General features: G+C 41.1%; 14 protein-coding genes. 5 read left to right on the plus strand and 9 right to left on the minus strand.

The genetic code is table 11. The annotated features are described in order from the left end of the window. Positions 1–52 precede the first annotated feature (52 nt). Complete coding sequence (odhB, locus tag MWU82_RS13705; RefSeq protein ID WP_247096794.1) at positions 53–1,276, minus strand: 2-oxoglutarate dehydrogenase complex dihydrolipoyllysine-residue succinyltransferase; 1,224 nt, start codon at positions 1,274–1,276, stop codon at positions 53–55. Positions 1,277–1,393: 117 nt separating this feature from the next. After that, positions 1,394–4,204 (minus strand): 2-oxoglutarate dehydrogenase E1 component, encoded by a 2,811-nt coding sequence (locus MWU82_RS13710; protein WP_247096795.1) that lies wholly within the window; start codon positions 4,202–4,204, stop codon positions 1,394–1,396. Between the two features lie 104 nt (positions 4,205–4,308). On the opposite strand from MWU82_RS13710, the gene MWU82_RS13715 reads away from it, so the two are divergent. Next, positions 4,309–4,839 (plus strand): alpha-ketoglutarate decarboxylase, encoded by a 531-nt coding sequence (locus tag MWU82_RS13715; protein WP_247096796.1) that lies wholly within the window; start codon positions 4,309–4,311, stop codon positions 4,837–4,839. Between the two features lies 1 nt (position 4,840). Here the strand turns inward: MWU82_RS13715 and MWU82_RS13720 are convergent, their stop codons facing one another. From MWU82_RS13720 to MWU82_RS13735, 4 genes are all read right to left on the minus strand, one after another. Beyond that, positions 4,841–5,197 carry a hypothetical protein gene (locus MWU82_RS13720; protein WP_247096797.1) on the minus strand — a complete coding sequence of 119 codons (357 nt, stop codon included), beginning with the start codon at positions 5,195–5,197 and terminating at the stop codon, positions 4,841–4,843. A gap of 171 nt (positions 5,198–5,368) precedes the next feature. After that, positions 5,369–5,797, minus strand: coding sequence for a hypothetical protein (locus tag MWU82_RS13725; protein ID WP_247096798.1), 429 nt, complete (start codon positions 5,795–5,797; stop codon positions 5,369–5,371). A 156-nt stretch (positions 5,798–5,953) separates the two neighbouring features. Further along, a complete protein-coding gene (galE, locus tag MWU82_RS13730) occupies positions 5,954–6,970 on the minus strand; it encodes a UDP-glucose 4-epimerase GalE (protein WP_215947381.1) in 1,017 nt (338 codons plus the stop codon). Between the two features lie 75 nt (positions 6,971–7,045). After that, positions 7,046–8,200 carry a DegT/DnrJ/EryC1/StrS family aminotransferase gene (locus MWU82_RS13735; RefSeq protein ID WP_247096799.1) on the minus strand — a complete coding sequence of 385 codons (1,155 nt, stop codon included), beginning with the start codon at positions 8,198–8,200 and terminating at the stop codon, positions 7,046–7,048. Positions 8,201–8,315: 115 nt separating this feature from the next. On the opposite strand from MWU82_RS13735, the gene MWU82_RS13740 reads away from it, so the two are divergent. From MWU82_RS13740 to MWU82_RS24295, 4 genes are all read left to right on the plus strand, one after another. Continuing rightward, positions 8,316–9,551, plus strand: coding sequence for a glycosyltransferase N-terminal domain-containing protein (locus tag MWU82_RS13740; RefSeq protein ID WP_247096851.1), 1,236 nt, complete (start codon positions 8,316–8,318; stop codon positions 9,549–9,551). A 16-nt stretch (positions 9,552–9,567) separates the two neighbouring features. Next, on the plus strand, positions 9,568–9,804 hold the full coding sequence (locus MWU82_RS13745) for a hypothetical protein (protein ID WP_247096800.1): 237 nt from the start codon (positions 9,568–9,570) through the stop codon (positions 9,802–9,804). 27 nt (positions 9,805–9,831) lie between these two features. Then, entirely contained in the window at positions 9,832–11,181 is a 1,350-nt protein-coding gene (locus tag MWU82_RS13750) for a sugar porter family MFS transporter (protein ID WP_281502434.1), read from the plus strand. Positions 11,182–11,333: 152 nt separating this feature from the next. Continuing rightward, the gene (locus tag MWU82_RS24295; RefSeq protein WP_258364872.1) at positions 11,334–11,459 is read left to right on the plus strand and encodes a hypothetical protein; all 126 of its coding nucleotides are present in this window, start codon (positions 11,334–11,336) and stop codon (positions 11,457–11,459) included. A 140-nt stretch (positions 11,460–11,599) separates the two neighbouring features. Here the strand turns inward: MWU82_RS24295 and MWU82_RS13755 are convergent, their stop codons facing one another. From MWU82_RS13755 to MWU82_RS13765, 3 genes are all read right to left on the minus strand, one after another. Next, entirely contained in the window at positions 11,600–13,051 is a 1,452-nt protein-coding gene (locus tag MWU82_RS13755; RefSeq protein ID WP_215947377.1) for a DUF1501 domain-containing protein, read from the minus strand. 6 nt (positions 13,052–13,057) lie between these two features. After that, on the minus strand, positions 13,058–15,901 hold the full coding sequence (locus tag MWU82_RS13760; protein ID WP_247096801.1) for a DUF1549 domain-containing protein: 2,844 nt from the start codon (positions 15,899–15,901) through the stop codon (positions 13,058–13,060). Between the two features lie 251 nt (positions 15,902–16,152). Next, positions 16,153–16,437, minus strand: coding sequence for a hypothetical protein (locus MWU82_RS13765; protein ID WP_215947375.1), 285 nt, complete (start codon positions 16,435–16,437; stop codon positions 16,153–16,155). Positions 16,438–16,851: the final 414 nt, after the last annotated feature.

A 16,851-nucleotide genomic window follows, 5' to 3' on the forward strand; every position in this document is an offset into this window, starting at 1 on the left:
ACAGGTCCATGTTATTACCTACTGGGTCAACCCCCAAGTACAATATATTATATTAAAGCTCCAAGGCCTTTTTAACGTTGTTGTCCATCAACAACTCTTCAGGACTCTCCAAGGCTTCTTTAACTGCCACTAGGAAACCTACAGACTCCCTACCGTCAATAATTCGGTGATCATAAGACAGAGCAACATACATAATAGGTGCTATGGCTATGGCCCCATCACGGGCAATAGGTCTTTCCACTATATTGTGCATCCCCAAGATTGCACTTTGCGGTGGGTTGATAATTGGCGTGGACAACATGGATCCAAACACCCCGCCATTGGTAATGGTAAAGGTACCCCCTGTCATTTCATCGACCGTAATCTCACCCTCACGAGCTCTTATAGCCAATCTTTTTACTTCCGATTCCACACCCCTGAAGGTTAAATTTTCAGCGTTTCGGATAACAGGTACCATAAGACCTTTTGGCCCGGAAACCGCTATACTGATATCACAGAAATCATAAGAAATCATTTCTTTGCCATCTATCATGGAATTCACGGAAGGATACATTTGTAATGCCCTGATTACGGCTTTTGTAAAAAAGGACATAAACCCTAAACCAACATTGTGCTTGTTCTTAAAGTCTTCCTTGTATTGGTTTCTCAATGCAAAAATGGCCGACATGTCCACTTCGTTAAAAGTGGTCAACATTGCCGTCTCGTTCTTGGCAGCTACCAAACGCTCGGCAACCTTACGTCTCAGCATAGACAATTTGGTTCTACTATCACCCCTGGACCCTCCTGTAGGAGTACCCATTGACGGGATGGCATTAACTGCATCCTCCTTGGTAATACGCCCATCTTTTCCGGTGCCCTTTATGGTTGAGGCATCCAAATCTTTCTCGGCAAGTATTTTCTTGGCAGCTGGTGAAGCTGATCCTGATGCATATGAAGTTTTTTCTGGTTTTACCTCAGTATTCTGCGCTGCTACTTCCTTAACCTCAGGCTTTTTCTCTGCTGGTTTTTCTTCACTCTTGGCAGCCCCTGCAGGTTTGGAAGCGCTAGTGTCTATTAAACATACTACCGCACCTACGGCAACAGCATCTCCCACCTCAGCCTTTAAGGTTATAATGCCACTTTCCTCTGCTGGCAATTCCAATGTAGCCTTGTCCGAATCTACTTCCGCTATTGCTTGATCTTTCTCCACGTAATCACCATCGCTCACCAGCCATTCTGCTATCTCTACCTCTGTAATGGATTCCCCAGGAGAAGGGACTTTCATTTCTAAAATCATGTTTTATAATTTTAATTTGTGTTTTGTCTAAACTCGTTTTTAATTTTAACCTTTATTAAATTTCCCTTTTTGGACATCCTATGGTTTTTCACCGATGAATCCCCAAAATAAAAAATATTATTTATCAGTAGATTCCGGGTTTCTTCCCATATTGTTTTTGTTAATATCAAAAACATAATCTATCACCTGCTGATGGCGACGTTTGGAACGTACTGCACTACCGGCGGCCGGGGAAGCGTAAAATCTTCTTGAGGCCACCCTTAATTTATGCGCCTCGCTAAAATGCATGGTTAAATGCCCCCAAGCGCCCATATTCCTTGGTTCTTCTTGCGCCCAAACCTTATCTTCGACATCTTTGTACTTATCCATAATAGCCTTCAATTTCTCTGTAGGCACCGGAAATAATTGTTCCACTCTCACCAAGGCTACGTCATCCCTATTATTTTCTTCCCTATAAGCCAATAGGTCGTAATAGAATTTACCGGTACAAAATACCAAACTCTTAATTTTGGACACCTCGGCGGTTGCATCATCAATTACCATTTGGAATTCTCCGTTTGCAAATTCCTCAACCGTTGATACGGCCCGGGGATGCCTCAACAAACTTTTTGGTGTAAACACTATTAAGGGCTTTCTGAAATTAACCTTCATTTGCCTTCTCAACAAATGGAACATATTTGCAGGGGTAGTTACATCGGCGATATACATATTATCCCTTGCACATAATTGCAAATAGCGCTCCATACGGGCGGATGAATGTTCCGCACCCTGACCTTCGTACCCGTGTGGCAACAGCATCACCAATCCATTTTGCAATTTCCATTTATCCTCCGCTGCAGATATGTACTGATCTATCATAATTTGGGCACCATTACTAAAATCCCCAAACTGAGCTTCCCAAATCGTTAAAGTATTTGGGCTCGCCATAGCATATCCGTAGTCAAAACCAACTACACCATATTCCGACAAAAGTGAATTATATATTTGAAAAATTCCCTGATTATCGGAAATGTGGTTCAAAAGCATAACTTCCTCCTCACTTTCTTCCACTTTCATTACTGCATGACGATGCGAAAAAGTACCCCTTTCAACATCCTGTCCGGACATACGCACTGCGTAACCTTCTTCCAAAAGAGTGCCATAGGCCAAAAGTTCTCCCATGGCCCAATCCAATGCATCATTCTCAAAAAACATGGCCTTGCGGTCGTTCACCAATTTCTCAACTTTACGCAAGAACTTCTTATTCTTGGGCAACTCGGTCAACACCTTGGCTATGGCCGTAAGTTTCTTTTTATCGTATTTTGTATCTACCGCATCCATCATCTCCCACTCACGTACATGGGTATACCCGCTCCATTCATCGGCCATAAACGGGGTAATTACAGTCTTATCCTCTTTTCTGGAATCTTCCAATTCCTCCTCCAAAGAAGCCTTATACTGTTCTTCCAGTTCTTTCACAAAGTTATCCCCAATGACACCTTCCTTTATTAGTGCTTCAGCATAAATATCCCTTGAATTTTTGTGCTTGGCAATCGCCTTGTAGAGTTTTGGCTGGGTAAAACGCGGTTCATCGCCTTCATTATGCCCATATTTCCTATACCCCAAGAGGTCTAAAAATACGTCTCTTTGAAAACGCATACGAAATTCGAGGGCAAAAAGTGAGGCATGTACAACGGCTTCGGGATCGTCCGAATTAACATGTAGCACCGGACTCAAGGTTACCTTGGCTACGTCCGTACAATATGTAGAACTACGGGCGTCCAAATAATTAGTCGTAAACCCAATTTGATTATTTACAACAATATGAATGGTACCATTGGTTTTATATCCGTCCAAATTTGCCATTTGCACCACTTCATAAACCAATCCCTGACCTGCAATAGCAGCGTCACCATGCACTACAATGGGCAATACTTTGGAAAAATCGTCTTTATAACGAGCATCCTGTTTTGCCCTGGCAATACCTTCAACAACGGCACCAACAGTCTCCAAATGGGAAGGGTTTGGCGCGATGTTCATAATTATTTTCTTTCCATTTTTAGCTTTCCTCTCAGAGGTCCACCCCAAATGGTATTTTACATCCCCGTCAAAAATTTCCTGCTCATAATCCTTACCATCAAACTCGCTAAAGATATCCTTTGCCTTCTTTCCAAATATATTGGTCAGAACACTCAAACGGCCCCTATGTGCCATACCCATAACAAATTGCTCAACACCCATTTCGGCAGCCTTTTCCACTACCGCATCCAATGCAGGTATCAACGATTCATTTCCTTCCAAAGAAAACCTCTTTTGACCTACATATTTGGTATGCAGGAAGCTTTCAAAAGATACCGCCTCATTTAATTTCTTAAGAATATGCTTCTTCCTATCGGCATCGTATTTAGGATGATTGTCATTGACATTCAACCAATTTTGGATCCATTCCACCCTCTCCGGGTTTCTGATATACATATACTCCACACCAATGGCATCACAATAGATGCTTGTCAAATGCTGTATGATTTCACGTAAGGTACTAGGGCCAATTCCCAGAATTTCCCCTGCGGTAAATGTGGTATCCAAATCGCTTGGAGCAAGTCCAAAATTTCCAATCTCCAAAGTCGGAAAGTACTGTCTTCTTTCCCTAACCGGGTTTGTTTTGGTAAACAAATGCCCTCTAGTCCTATACCCATCTATGAGTCGAACTACCTGAAACTCCTTCTGAAGCCTCTCGGGAACCTCAACCTCGTGACCCCCGGCCACGGACAATGGTGCCGTCTGCAAATCATCGACCATCCCGTCCATAGAACTTTCCAAACCAAAGTCGAATCCTTGAAAAAAGGCCCTCCAACTAGGCTCTACACTATCGGGATTTGTTAAATACTTATCGTATAATTCTGCGAAATAAGAAGTATGCGCAGCGTTTAAAAAGGAATATTTATCCATGAAAAAGTCTCTCTGTCTTTTGAACAAAATTTATTCAAAAATACAACATTTAGCATATCTAAGCTTATCTTAGCCCTGAATAATGGAAAATTATTACAATAATTATGATAAATCGCTATTCCTTAAAAAAAAGCTTGGTTTTATGTGTTTTTTTCACGGCATTTTGGGGCTTAGGTTATTCGCAACTAACCCCAAGGAATTCCGATTTCTGGAACCAAGTATATTTTGGAGGCAATTTAGGCATCGGTTTTGGCAACAATTCCTTCAATGCATCCATCTCTCCCAGCGCAATTTACCAAGCTACCGAGCAATTCGGTGTTGGCCTAGGAATTAATTTTAACTATGCCAAATTTCGGGATGCACAATTAGTAGCTTATGGAGGCAGTGTACTATCCCTGTTCAATCCAATTAGGGCGCTACAACTTTCGGCGGAATTGGAACAATTAAGGGTAAATCGAAAACTTGAACTTGACGGAGGCAACCTGGAAGAAAATTATTGGTCACCGGCATTGTTTCTGGGATTAGGTTACGGCAATAGAAATGTAACCATAGGTATACGATACGATGTTTTACACGACACTCAAAAAAGCATTTATGCCAATGCCTTGATGCCTTTTGTGCGGGTATATTTTTAGACTAGGAACCGTATTCGTTTCTGAACCACACTTTTTGCCATTCCCTTTTCAGTATCTCAAAGGTCACCCGTTCCGAAATTTCAACCACATCGGTGGCTTCAATGGCTTTAACCGCTTTCTCGGGGACATCAATAATATATAGCAGGTTTAAATAATCGGTGAATTTCTCCATGATCAAATAATATACTTTTTCATGTACCAACGTTTTTAAATCCTTAGGAGAAATGTTGTCCGGCAATTCTATAAATACATTGGCGAACACAAAATCTTTCTGCAATTGCGATACTAGATTCTGATAGAGACTTTGATCTGTAGCATGCTTTAGAAGTGCCGAAATGTTGGGGAAATTTACAACCATATGCTATTTACGAAATTTTACTTGAAATGGTTTTTAAGAAAGCGCAATAAAGCCAACTTTTTCCATAATTCACCAGTCTTGTCACTATTTTCGACGAAATTATATAGGATAAACGGATTCCCCCCTAAGGTTTCCTGTTTTCAAACAAGACATTTCACGGTTGACTTCAGCTCAAGGATTGGCTAACACAATATCTGTTTCCCCTTCAATAAGTGTAACATGGCAACAATCTGCACCTACAACATAATCCGAATCAACCAATAGCTTATCGTCAACATATCCCTTAAAATTTATTTCAAGTTTCTTATTACTGTATTTTGCAACGTATTTATCGCTGAACAAAGGGTAGTTCCCATTTTTTGCCATCCAGTCATATTCACTACTTGAGGCATCAAGGGTAATATCCTCTCCACTGGAAAGAACAACCACCTTAAAATAGTCCAAGGCCACGGCAACACCTTCCTTATCTTTGACACTTACCGTAATGGTCCTATATTCTTCGGTACAGATTGCCTCCGAACAGTTAGGGGTATCATCCGTACCGTTATCGCTGCAATTTAGCGTTAACAAAAGCGTTATTAAACCAACAAATAATTTCATAAACCCTTTTTATTTTAGGATGCACAGGATTCGGATGGGTTGCTTTCTTCAAGGCTAATTTATCCGAACCGTTGAGTAATCCCCACAAAAAAAGTTGACATTTGTGTAGATATCCTGCCTACACATTGTTAAAATAGATTAGTAGGTTCCGGGAATTTATTTCCTGATTTTTTCCTCCCAGAGCCAGGCCGACTTCATGGCTTCATCCAAAGTAGATTCTGCCTTCCAACCTAAAACCTTGTTTGCCTTGGTGGTATCCGCATAGGCAGAAGTGATATCGCCAGGTCTTCTGTCCACAATTTTATAGTTCAATTTTTTTCCGGAAACTTTTTCGAAGCTTTTAATAACCTCCAAAACGGTACTACCTGTTCCCGTACCTACATTGAAGACTTCATAATTATCCTGGTTCTTGCCGTTCATCAATCTTTCCAAAGCAACTACGTGGGCCTTGGCCAGGTCTACCACATGAATGTAATCTCTAATGCAGGTACCATCCTTGGTAGGGTAATCGTCGCCAAAAACCGAAAGCTGTTTCCTAACGCCCATGCCTGTTTGGGTTATAAACGGCACCAAATTTTGAGGAACACCAATTGGCAATTCCCCAATTTCCCCGCTCGGATGTGCTCCCATTGGATTGAAGTACCTAAGCGCAATAGCATTTATGCCCGGTGTTACCTTACAGGTATCACGAATTATTTCCTCACCCATTTGCTTGGTATTGCCATAGGGTGATTCTGCCGTTTTTACCGGTGCACTTTCGGTTATGGGCATTTTATCGGCTTGACCGTAAACGGTACATGACGAACTAAAGATAAAACTGGATTTGTCCTTTTTAGAAAGTTCCTTGAGCAAGTAAACCAAGGTACCAATATTGTTCTCGTAATACAATAAGGGTTTTTCCACGCTTTCACCAACGGCCTTTGATGCAGCGAAATGAATAACACCGGCAACATCCTGATGTCTTTTAAAAAAATCCTCAACTTTCGACCTTTCTTTAAGATCTATTTTCTCAAAAATTGGTCTCTTCCCCGTAATGGCCACAATACCGTCCAAGACCTTTTCGGTTGAATTGGACAGATCGTCAATAATAATTACTTCATAGCCTTTATTTTGTAATTCTACCGTGGTATGGGAACCTATAAATCCCAGACCTCCCGTTACGAGTATTTTCATTTATTGATTTTTATTTTAAATTTTAGTTTTCATTTTTTTTCAAATTGAATTTGACCACACCAAAGCATTTAACTACTACCCTCCAATAAACTGGTTAATGGTTTCGGTGATAAAATTAATTTGTTCGTCGTCCAGCTCGGTGTGCATTGGCAATGAAATTACCTCCCTGACCAATTGATTGGTTACCGGAAAATCTTTCTCCTGATAACGCTCATCCAAATAAGCCTTCTGTCTATGTAAAGGAATAGGATAATACACCCCACATGGAATTTGTTTTTCCGCCAAATGCTTCACCAATTCATCACGTTGGCCATTTAAAATCCTCAAGGTATATTGGTGGAATACATGACAATCGCAAGTTTCACAAATCTCGTTACAGGCATTGGCCATTTGGGGAACAATAATATTTTTGTTTCCAGCAAATGCTTTGGAATATTTTCTTGCCGCCTCCCTCCTACTGGCATTATAACCATCCAATCGGGACAACTTGGATCGTAAAACCGCTGCCTGAATAGAGTCCAACCTGGAGTTGACGCCCACTACATCATGATGATAACGTTCGTACATCCCATGATTTACAATTCCCCTTAGGGTATGCGCCAATTCATCATCGTTGGTAAAAATAGCTCCACCATCTCCATAACAGCCCAAGTTCTTGGACGGAAAAAATGAGGTTGCCGCCACATGTCCCATAGTTCCGGCTTTCTGCTTTTTACCGTTTTTAAAGGTATAATCGGCCCCAATGGCCTGGGCATTGTCCTCTATAACATATAGGTTGTGCCTTTTAGCAATTTCAAGAACGGCATCCATATTGGCACATTGACCAAAAAGATGTACAGGCACTATCGCCTTGGTTTTAGGAGTAATTGCTTTTTCCAGGGCTACTGGATCTATATTAAAACTATCGGGCTCCACGTCTACCAAGACCGGGGTAAGTTGCAGCAGTGCAATCACCTCTACAGTTGCCGCAAAGGTAAAATCGGCCGTTATTACCTCGTCACCGGGTTTTAAACCAAGTCCCATCATCGCTATTTGAAGGGCATCCGTACCATTGGCACAGGGGATAACGTGCTTCACCCCCAAATAGTCCTCCAATTCCTTTTGAAAGGCATGTACTTCGGGGCCATTAATAAATGCGGATGTTTCCAAAACATTGGAAATGGAGGCATTTACTTCATCCTTTATGACTTCATATTGACCCTTTAGGTCTACCATTTGAATTTTCTTCATTGCATAAAACTTAGATTCCAAACTTGGTTTGGCGCGAACAATATTACAAAAATAAGGATTGGCAGCCAATGGAATTTATATAAAGAAACGTATTTTAGCCCCAAACGAAGATTCTGTGTTTGCCATATATAATTTTGCCGTACAATTATCCGCTCTTTTCCTAAAATTGATTGCTTTGTTCCATCCAAAAATTAAACTTTTCGTAGATGGGCGGAAAGAGGTAATGCCCTATTTACAGAAAAATATTTCACCCGGAGATTCAATAATTTGGGTACACACGGCCTCTTTGGGCGAATTTGAACAAGGCCTTCCCATAATAGAGCAGTTAAAAAAAAATTATCCCACGTACCGAATATTGGTCACCTTTTTTTCGCCTTCAGGCTATGAGGTCAAAAAAAATACTGCCGCCGCCGATATGGTTACCTACCTCCCAATGGACACCAAAAAAAACGCTAAAAAATTCCTGGACCTTGTTAATCCCAAGTTGGTCATTTTTGTCAAGTACGAAATTTGGCCCAATTATTTAAAAACATTAGGCAAACGGAAAATACCTACTATCCTTATCTCGGCTCTTTTCAAGGACAATCAAGTATACTTTAAAAGTTTCGGTAGATTTATGCGCAAGGCCTTGGGCAATTTCACCCATATTTTTGTTCAGGATGCCAAATCAATTGAATTATTGAGCAATATCAACATCAAGAACACCTCTATTAGCGGGGACACCAGATTTGATAGGGTGATAGAAATTCTTGAAAGGGATAATAACCTGGCCTTCATGGAAGATTTTAAAAATGGCGCACAGACGTTGGTCGCCGGTAGCACTTGGCCCGATGACGAGGAGATATTGGTACCTTATATAAATGCTGGTGAATCCTCCTTGAAATTTGTTCTTGCACCGCACAACATAAAACCAGAACACATCAACAAACTTAAGTCCTCCATCAATAAGAAAACAATACTTTATTCGGAATTGGAGAATAAGGATTTATCCACCTACGAAGTTGTTATTATAGACACTATTGGCCTACTGACCAAAATTTACAGTTATGCGGACATTTCCTATGTAGGCGGTGGTTTTGCTACTGGATTGCACAATACTTTGGAACCTGCAGTATACGGTATCCCCGTAATTATTGGGCCAAATTTTAAAGGTTTTAAGGAAGCCGAAGATTTGGTTATCAAAGGCGGAGTATTGATTGTTAAATCGCCAAAAGAATTCTTCACCTTGGCCAACAACCTGCTAAACGACGAGGAGTACCTTAAAAGAACCGGGGATATCAACAGCACTTATGTCTCTGAAAATAAGGGGGCAAGCATCCAAATCATGACATATATACGTACATTACTATGAACACCTATGTACGACTATGCAAAATTCCCGAATTATATACCTGGTTTCCCTGACCACTTTTGTCCTATTCTGTCTTTCATGCAGGGAACCGATGGGAGAACAACAGGGCACTACTCCTCCTGAAAATGCTGTTCCATCGCCTAAAAAGGAAGATATCAAGAAACCAGAACCCTTAAAAGTGGCTCCCAAAACAAAAAATGGACAAAAGCCCAAAACAAGGGATACCCTTAGCCCAAAAATTGCCCTATCTTAAATAGTCTATACATTTGGTTTACTTTTTTTGTTAGCTTTACAAAAATCAACAAACCAAATTATGAATTCCAAAATTCTTCGTATTTCCCTTATTGCCGCTTTGGCTGGGTTTTTATTTGGCTTCGATACTGTAGTCATTTCAGGTGCCGAAAAGAAATTACAACTTTTGTGGAACTCCTCGGAAGCTTTTCACGGAACGGTAGTTATAGGCATGGCTTTGTTTGGGACCGTTATTGGCGCAATTCTGGGTGGAATACCTACCAATAAAATAGGCAGAAAGAACACCCTTATTTGGATAGGTATCCTTTATTCCATCTCCGCCATAGGTTCTGCCTTTGCCAATGACCCCGTTACCTTCGGAATATTCAGGTTTATTGGTGGTTTGGGTGTTGGTGCATCAACAGTGGCGGCCCCGGCCTATATTTCGGAAATTGCTCCGGCAAAAGATCGGGGAAGATTGGTTGGACTTTACCAGTTTATGCTTGTTTTTGGAATCCTTGTGGCCTTCATGTCCAATTACGCCCTGAGCAATGTGGGCGAAAACGATTGGCGCTGGATGGTGGGTGTAGAAGCTTTCCCGGCTATAATCTATACCCTATTTGTTCTTACCGTTCCTAAAAGTCCAAGATGGCTTTTGACCAAAAACAGGACGGAAGAGGCAAAAAAAATACTGTATTCCATAAACCCAGATCTGTCATTGGAAGAATTGGAAGCTGAAATTGCTTACGGGGAAGAAGGTGCCGCAGCCTCCGAAAATATCTTTATGAAGAAATATCGATTTCCCTTGACCTTGGCATTTCTAATCGCATTTTTCAATCAATTCTCTGGGATCAACGCTTTTTTATACTACGCTCCCAGAATATTTGAAGCTGCCGGATTAGGTGAAAGCACAGCCCTGCTGAGTAGCATAGGAATCGGTATCACCAACCTTATCTTTACCCTATTGGGCATATTCCTAATTGACCGCCTAGGTAGAAAGCAATTAATGTATTTTGGCTCTGTAGGTTATATAATTTCATTATCATTGGTAGCTGCTGCTTTTATTTTAAACTGGGAGGGCATGGCAGTTCCTATTTTTCTATTCTTATTTATTGCATCCCATGCCATAGGTCAGGGCGCTGTAATTTGGGTTTTCATCTCCGAGGTATTTCCAAATCACTTAAGAGGCTCCGGTCAGGCGTTTGGCAGTTCTGTACATTGGGTGCTGGCTTGGCTTATACCCTCTTCTATCCCTGCACTTTTTGCCTGGGTAGGCCCTGGGCCTGTTTTTGGTTTCTTCGCTTTTATGATGGTATTGCAATTGCTCTTTGTTATTTTCATGATGCCGGAGACCAAAGGAATTACATTGGAAGAACTGAGCAAAAAACTTAGTAAGTAAGAAAATACCACTTACTGATTATCAGTATTTTATCGAAAATTTTAACAGTACAACGGATAAGTATACTAATTGGTGGTCATTTAACGGATTTGACCCTAAAACACATGATAATTTGAGGATAATTCATTAAATTGTTTTAAAATCTAAATATCATGGAAGATGTTACTTTTGGCACAAGGGTGCTCAATGGATTCCTTAGCCTTATGGTCGTAGTATTGGTTGCCATCCTATTGGCTGTGGTAGTCTGTTTGATTTTAGCGGCTTTTGGTTTCTTTTAATAGGAGCTAATTCTAGCCTTTGAGACTTATACAATTCAGGGTCGTATTCTTTCCCCCAATTATGGCTGGTCCTTATTTTTATTACTTTTGAGTTTGGTCCTATTTGGTACATATTTCCACAATGGACCAAAGCAAGCAATTTAGGTTACTATTCTTTCGCCAAACAAATCCAATATAGGTTTGCCCTGCCCGTCCGGAGTGGTATAAAATGGCCTGCCTTCTATAGTATAATTTGTTTCTGGATCCATACCCAGAGCGTGGTATACGGATTGATGCACTTGATCAATCACCACTGGGTTTTCAATTGAGGAACAGGGCCTTTCATCTGCTGTTTTACCGTACACCAAACCTTTCTTGACTCCACCGCCCCACATGAGAATGGAACTACCATCCGTAAAATGCCTATGCATACCATAGAATTTTTCATCCTCGATAATATCCGGTTGATCAACCTGATCCTGTACGGGTACTCCTGGTCGACCTTCCATAATGGCATCCCTACTAAATTCGCTGGCCAGTATAATCAGCGTTCTATCCAAATGTCCAGACTCGTCCAGATCTTTAATAAGTTGTGCAATAGGCCTATCTATAAGCTCTTTCATTTTCGCCGCGCGGGTATGACCATTTTCATGGGTATCCCAGCCAAGAAATGGTTCATACTCCGTTGAAACACTGATGAACCTACCTCCATTCATGGCCAGTCTTTTTGCCAATAGGCAACCCAGACCAAATCTGCCTGTATTGTAGGTGTCATATACCTCTTTAGGTTCTTGGCTTAAATCGAATACCTTGGCTTCGGGAGAATTTAACAACCGATAGGATTGCTCCATGGAGCGCATCAAGGATTCCCTTTGATAATCACTGCCCCCCTCCATAATCTTGCTCTTATTGGCCAACTCCTTATAAAGCTTATATCGGGCTTCAAATCTTTTTAGTGACATCCCTTGAGGCGGCCTTACACTATCCAAACCTGTGGAAGGGTCGGGTATTAGAAACGGACCATATTCACTTCCCAAAAATCCAGCAGAATGAAATGCCTTGAGCTCCTCGGCTTCCCCAACCGTAAAACGTTGGCCCATGGCAATAAATGGAGGAATAACAGGGTTTACAGGACCTAACTCCTTGGCTATCCACGCACCTATGTGTGGAGCCTGGACCGATTGCGGGGGTTCATAACAGGTATGCCAATGATACTGATGCCGCGTATGCAGGATATGGCCAAGATCTGCAGATTTATAAGAACGGATTATAGCTCCTTTATCCATTACACTTCCAATAGATTCCAATCCCTGCGAAAAATGGAGGCCATCCACAATAGTGGGCACCTTGGGAAAGGTGCTTAAAACCCTTTTGCTTTCTACGCCCTTGGAATAAGGTACAAATGCCTTGGGATCAAAGGTTTCGGTATGGGCCATTCCCCCCGCCATCCACAGTAATATAACGGTATCAGCTTTGGAGGTTATTGCCGGAGCAGATTTACAGGAACTTAAAAAACTGGCAAGGGGAATACTGGTTGTGGCAGCCGAAAGACTGGCCGCGGCCATCTTCTTTACAAAATCCCTACGTGCATTGGTATGTAAATCCTTATTCATTATTCCTTAGTATATAAATTGAAATTCGGGTGAAATAAACATGGACCAAAAAAGATCCTGCAACGCTTCTTCTTTAGCATCCGTTTGCAAGGCATTTAGCATTATTCCCTTTTCCTTATCGGTTGGATTTCTACCCAATGTTTTTTGGTATAGGTTGAGCACTATTTGTTCATCCTTATCTCCATACTTCTTCAGCCATGCCTCTGCCCCTTCCTTTAGTACGCCATTAAAATACTCCCCATTGGTCAACTCCAGTGCCTGTAACAAAGTGGCTTGTTCGTCTCTTGTGGTGGCTACATTTTCCCGAGTAGGCCTGCCCATCACCTTCATAAATGGATGTTGTTTTACCAAACTGGCCCTAGCAAATTCCCGTTCCGTATTTTCAAAAGTGAAATTCACCAACTTGTCCCAGTTACTGGATCCATAATTACGGACACCTTGCCAACTACCATCATCAAATGATAAGCTTACCCAATCGCCATCCGGTTGTTTATCAGTACTTTTCCATTTATCATTGGAAGTGACCAACAATTCCGTCCCATCCCCATATTGGATTTTCATGGCAAACAAGATTCCTGCGGGATTGGCAATGCTCCCCTCATTAATGCCCTCTATAGCCAATATATTTTCACCTTCAATAAGCTTGTCCCCGACCTCTAACCTATCTACTTTTCTCCAATCCGTTCCTTCCGATATTTTTTTGCCATTGAGGTATAGGGCATAGGAATGATCCACGGAAACCAATGCTTTCGCCGACAATATTTCTTTATCATTTAAATTGAAACTATGCCTAAAATACCGCTTTCCCGGTTCGGGCAATACATCACGATCAAACTTAATTTCCCTGTGCCAGACCCGGTTATAGGGCAGACCTTCGTTATTGGGGTCATAAGCCGCCGCATAGTACATGGGAGCCACTACCTGACTAACGGCATCGGAAAATTGCTCTGCACTTAACCGCCTAAGTACGGGACCCTTAAACGCATACCCCTTTTGCAAATCTTCCTGATTTTCCAATCGGGTCGTTTCCAGTTGGTAAGATTTTGACGTCATGATCATTTTCATGAGACCTTTTATATCAAACATAGAATTTACAAAATCGGCGGCCAACCAATCCAATAGATCGGCATTCCATGGTTCATTATCCATTTCGTCTACAGGTTCCACTATCCCTCTTCCCATAAAACGTTTCCAAAATCTGTTGGTAATGGTTCGGTAAAGTCTACCATTTTCGGGCTTCACCATTACCTCTGAGAGCAAGAGCAATCTTTCCTTTACACTCTCTGCCTCTACCGAGCCAAGTTCCGGATATAAAAAATTTACTTCTGCCAGTTTCCCAATGGGCATATCACATCTATTGAGTTCCAAAATGGAATCTGCAAAAATGGAGGCAAACCCGTAGGATTGTTCCAAAGTAAGATTGCTAACAAAACTGTTGTGACAGGAGGCACATTTTACATTCACCCCCATCAAAGACTGACCAATATTTTGGGCGGCCTGCATTTCGGTACGTTGACTGGCATTGACCAAGCCCCGCCATTTAATCCCTTTGATAAATCCTTCCGATTCTTCATTTGGATTTATCAATTCTTTGACCATAACGTCATAAGGCTTATTTTCCATAAGCGACTTGTACAACCAATCCGTAATCTGTTTTCGTCCTCCCGTTATAAATCCTGGTCCACTGTAGTCATTCCTGAGTATATCGTTCCAAAAACTCAACCAATGTTGGGTATAATTATGCTTATCGGCCAACAATTCATCTATGAGCTTAGTCCTCTTCTCCTTATCCCCATCGCTAACAAATTGATCTATTGTAATTGGCTCTGGAAGCAGACCTAGAATATCCAGATAGGCACGCCTTATAAAGGTCCTATCGTCCACTACCTCTGGCCATTTCAACTTTTTTTCCTTAAAATAGGAATCCATTATTTTGTCTATGGGATGGTTCTCCATACTACCCTTTGGTAATTCAGGCTGAGAGAGGGCCAACTCGGCCTCAGGAAAAATCTTTAGTGCCCCATCCGACCATTTTGCGCCATTTTTGATCCACAATTCAATCAACTTTATTTCACTATCCTTCAGTACTTTACCTTTCTTTGGCATTACATCATCATGATCGGGCGGAAGGCTTACCCTTAAGAACATCTCACTCTCTTCCGGCCTGCCCTCGACAATAATAGGACCTGACTTTCCTCCTTGGTAAACACCACGTTTATTGTCCAGTACCAAATCGCCTTTTTGCTTATTTTCACTATGGCATTGATAGCAGTTATGTGCCAAAATTGCCCTAACTCCCAAATTAAGATCTTCCTGCTGCGCTTCGGACAAAGAATCCAGTCCCTTTAATTCCGCCAAAAGTACCGTGGCCTTTCCATCGTCATAAGAATCTTGATTATAGGGCAAGACACTGGTTAAATAATCTTCCCCATGGGTTAGATTTGCTCCCAAATGACCTGCCACGACCAAAACCAAAACTGTTGCAAACAACCCAAATCGATAATATAAATAAGAGTCAAATTTCCCTTTCAGTGTAGTGCGCAACAAGAAACCGGTAACAATGGCCATGACAGCTGTGGCAATACCAGTATTCTGGTGAAATAGAACCAAATCGCCTTCATAATCGTCGTGGGTACGAAGCAACCAACCCAAGACTGCGGCCAACACGGCGAATGCAGCTCCCAAAAAAACCATCCAATTAATTCCCTCCCTGAGGTCTTTTCTTTTTCCACCCAGGGTCAAAAACTCCAGAAATAAGGCAACCACCAACAAGCCTATGGGAAAATGTACTACCAAAGGGTGAAAGCGTCCCAACAGCTGGAATATCCAGTCCCACGAATTAATATCCATAGCAGCAATTTAATCTTTTTCTGTACGCCATTACTATACCAGCTGTGAGGTTTACAGTTCTCATCATAATTTTATGCCCATTACATTTATTTTCCTCTAAGTTAACTAATCGATTTAAAAATGCAATACCAACTTATGCTGTTATTCACAAAAAAAAAGCAACCCTTTTGGGTTGCTTATGTTAATTATTGCCTATATCATTACCATGTCTCAGTGATAAAAACAACTAAGACCAATTTAGGCTGAAAATTTTATTTCTTTGTTTTTTTTATGCTATCAACTTCTTTTCTGAACCTCAATATCATTAAACTATCCAATTGACCACCAATACTGTCCCTCATAGAAGACCAATTCTGGTCATTCATATCCCCGGCATACCGCATTATCTTGTTAAACCTGGCCACATTAAAGCGGTTGGCCTTCCAGGCTGCCTTGGTACTTTCCTGATGTTTTAAATCCTGCAAGTAAATACCGACCCCAAAGCCAACTATGACCAGACCCAATACCAATAACCAACGGGCGGATGTTTTTGACATTATTCCAAATTTAGATTAAAACAATAAATTGTTCCATTTAGATACCATATTTATATTTACGTAAAAATTGGTATCCATGGACCGCTAATTTTAAGAAACTTTCCTATAACCTTAGTATTTTAGTACCAAGTGCTACTATACAAACTTGGAAACTACCAATAACAATACAATAACCGCAAAAGCACCGCTAAAGGTCAATACCAGGTCTATAAAGTTGAATTTCTTTTTCATTCCTTATTTTTATTGTTTTCCATAGTCATCACCATAACACAGGAGAAGTAATTAAATTTGATTGGGTTTTTCCTAGGTTTAAATTTCAATCGTGCAATTAACACACAATTCCAATTATAAAGTTAGCACGGAATGACCATGTTTCAAAATATCAACGTTCAACTCTAACAAACCTCGGATAAA

This window comes from Arenibacter sp. S6351L, assembly GCF_023016025.1.
Lineage (GTDB): Bacteria > Bacteroidota > Bacteroidia > Flavobacteriales > Flavobacteriaceae > Arenibacter > Arenibacter algicola_B.

Bases quoted from the DNA above. Each gene is read 5' to 3' on its own strand.
- galE (WP_215947381.1), bottom strand. From the start codon at position 6,970: ATGAAAATACTCGTAACGGGAGGTCTGGGATTTATAGGTTCCCATACC.
- MWU82_RS13720 (WP_247096797.1), bottom strand. From the start codon at position 5,197: ATGGTTGTAAATTTCCCCAACATTTCGGCACTTCTAAAGCATGCTACA.
- MWU82_RS13760 (WP_247096801.1), bottom strand. From the start codon at position 15,901: ATGGATATTAATTCGTGGGACTGGATATTCCAGCTGTTGGGACGCTTT.
- MWU82_RS24295 (WP_258364872.1), top strand. From the start codon at position 11,334: ATGGAAGATGTTACTTTTGGCACAAGGGTGCTCAATGGATTCCTTAGC.
- MWU82_RS13725 (WP_247096798.1), bottom strand. From the start codon at position 5,797: ATGAAATTATTTGTTGGTTTAATAACGCTTTTGTTAACGCTAAATTGC.
- MWU82_RS13755 (WP_215947377.1), bottom strand. From the start codon at position 13,051: ATGAATAAGGATTTACATACCAATGCACGTAGGGATTTTGTAAAGAAG.
- MWU82_RS13715 (WP_247096796.1), top strand. From the start codon at position 4,309: ATGATAAATCGCTATTCCTTAAAAAAAAGCTTGGTTTTATGTGTTTTT.
- MWU82_RS13765 (WP_215947375.1), bottom strand. From the start codon at position 16,437: ATGTCAAAAACATCCGCCCGTTGGTTATTGGTATTGGGTCTGGTCATA.
- MWU82_RS13735 (WP_247096799.1), bottom strand. From the start codon at position 8,200: ATGAAGAAAATTCAAATGGTAGACCTAAAGGGTCAATATGAAGTCATA.
- odhB (WP_247096794.1), bottom strand. From the start codon at position 1,276: ATGATTTTAGAAATGAAAGTCCCTTCTCCTGGGGAATCCATTACAGAG.
- MWU82_RS13745 (WP_247096800.1), top strand. From the start codon at position 9,568: ATGCAAAATTCCCGAATTATATACCTGGTTTCCCTGACCACTTTTGTC.
- MWU82_RS13710 (WP_247096795.1), bottom strand. From the start codon at position 4,204: ATGGATAAATATTCCTTTTTAAACGCTGCGCATACTTCTTATTTCGCA.